This is a genomic window from Mycobacterium sp. E136 (assembly GCF_001666865.1).
Lineage (GTDB): Bacteria > Actinomycetota > Actinomycetes > Mycobacteriales > Mycobacteriaceae > Mycobacterium.
This window is the reverse complement of record NZ_LZJE01000193.1, coordinates 1-1,941: the sequence shown is the minus strand read 5'-3', so window position 1 is coordinate 1,941 and position 1,941 is coordinate 1. Positions and strand designations below refer to the sequence as shown.

The following is a 1,941-nucleotide window of genomic DNA, read 5'->3' as shown; positions in this document are numbered from 1 at the left end:
GTGCGTCCCGACGCGCCGCCGTTCCTGGTGGTGCACGGCTCCGGTGACAGCGTCATCCCGGTGGCGCAGGCCCGCGCGTTCGTGGAGCGGTTGCGCACGGTGTCGCGATCGGCGGTCAGCTACATCGAACTGCCCGGCGCCGGGCATGCCTTCGACATGACCGATGGCGCCCGAACCGGATCGGCCGCCACGGCAATCGGATTGTTCCTGAACCAGATTCATCGAAACCGGACGCTGGTCGGGGCCAAAGAGGTTATATAGGCACCTCCGAAGGGAGGGGGTGGCGACGTGAAGAGGCTCAGCGGCTGGGACGCGATCCTGCTGTACACCGAAACGCCGACGGTGCACATGCACACGCTCAAGTTGGCGGTGATCGACCTATCCGAATTGGGTGACCGCGCCTTCGGTATCGACGAGTTCCGTCAGGTCATCCACGGGCGTCTCCACAAGCTCGATCCGTTCCGCTACGAACTCGTCGACATCCCGTTCAAGTTCCACCACCCGATGTGGCGGGAGAACTGCGAGGTCGACCTCGAGTATCACGTGCGGCCGTGGCGGGTGGACAGTCCCGGCGGGCGCCGACAACTCGACGAAGCCATCGGCCAGATCGCCAGCACACCGCTGGACCGGAGCAGGCCGCTGTGGGAGATGTACTTCATCGAGGGGTTGGCCAACGGACGGATCGCGGTGCTCGGCAAGATCCACCATGCACTCGCCGACGGGGTCGCGTCGGCGAACCTGCTGGCCCGCGGGATGGACCTGCAGAAGGGTCCGCAAGCCGAACGCGATTCGTACGCAACCGATCCGCCACCCGGCAGGTCGGAGTTGGTGCGGACCGCGTTCGCCGATCACATGCGCCAGATCGGTCGGCTCCCCGGCGTCATGCGCTACACCGCACAAGGCATTCAGCGAGTACGCAAGAGCGCGAAGAAGCTCTCACCCGAACTCACCCGGCCGTTCACTCCGCCGCCGTCATTCATGAACCACCGTGTCGATGCGCAACGCAAGTTCGCCACCGCCACCCTGGCGCTCGCCGACGTCAAGGAGACGGCCAAGCACCTGGGCGTCACGATCAACGACATGGTGCTGGCGATCTCGGCGGGTGCGCTGCGTGAGTTGTCCCTGAAGTACGACGGGCGTGCTGACCATCCGCTGTTGGCCTCCGTTCCAGTGAGTTTCGACTTCTCCCCCGACCGGATCTCGGGCAACTACTTCACCGGCGTCATGATGACCGTTCCCATCCAACTCGACGATCCGGTGGAGCGGGTTCGGGCGGTGCACGAGGCCGCGGTCGAGGCCAAGGAGACCCACCACCTGATGGGGCCCGAACTCGTGAGCCGGTGGTCGGCGTATTTCCCGCCGCGGGCCGCCGAGCGGCTGTTCCATTGGCTGGCCGAAAAGGACGGCCAGAACAAGGTCTTGAACCTGCCGATCTCCAACGTGCCCGGGCCCCGTCAACCGGGCCGGGTCGGAGGAGCCCTGGTCACCGAGATCTACTCCGTCGGTCCGCTCACCACCGGCAGCGGCTTGAACATCACGGTGTGGAGCTACGTCGACCAGCTCAACATCTCGGTGCTCTCCGACGGCGCCACCCTGGACGACCCGCACGAGTTGACCGACGCGATGATCGAGGCGTTCATCGAAATCCGCGCCGCGGCAGGGCTTTCCACCGAGCTGACGGTGGTCGAGTCGGCTATGGCGCAGTAGCTTCGCGCTACGCCTCGGCCGACTTCGCGTACGGCAAATCATCCCTCGACGCCTGGCGCTGGACGTGAACCCACGACAGGAACCGCTCGACCGCCTGCGCGGTGTAGTGCGCGCGCGGCGACCCGTAGAAGTCGAATGCGTGCTGGGCGTGCGGGATCTCGGCGTACGCCACCGTCGACGTCGACACCTCGCGCAGCGCCTCGACGAAGTCGCGGCCCTCCTGCACCGGGATGA

The 1,941-nt window shown here is 66.0% G+C and carries 2 protein-coding genes and 1 pseudogene; 2 read left to right on the top strand and 1 reads right to left on the bottom strand.

Features of this window, described 5'->3' with window-relative positions:
- Positions 1–261 (top strand): alpha/beta hydrolase family protein (locus tag A5698_RS12630; protein ID WP_156670731.1); only part of this gene is annotated, 261 nt, incomplete at its 5' end.
- Positions 262–288: 27 nt separating this feature from the next.
- Complete coding sequence (locus A5698_RS12625) at positions 289–1,707, top strand: WS/DGAT/MGAT family O-acyltransferase (protein WP_068297067.1); 1,419 nt, start codon at positions 289–291, stop codon at positions 1,705–1,707.
- Between the two features lie 7 nt (positions 1,708–1,714).
- Here the strand turns inward: A5698_RS12625 and A5698_RS12620 are convergent.
- Positions 1,715–1,941 (bottom strand): annotated as a pseudogene (locus A5698_RS12620) (alpha/beta hydrolase); the annotation flags it as partial.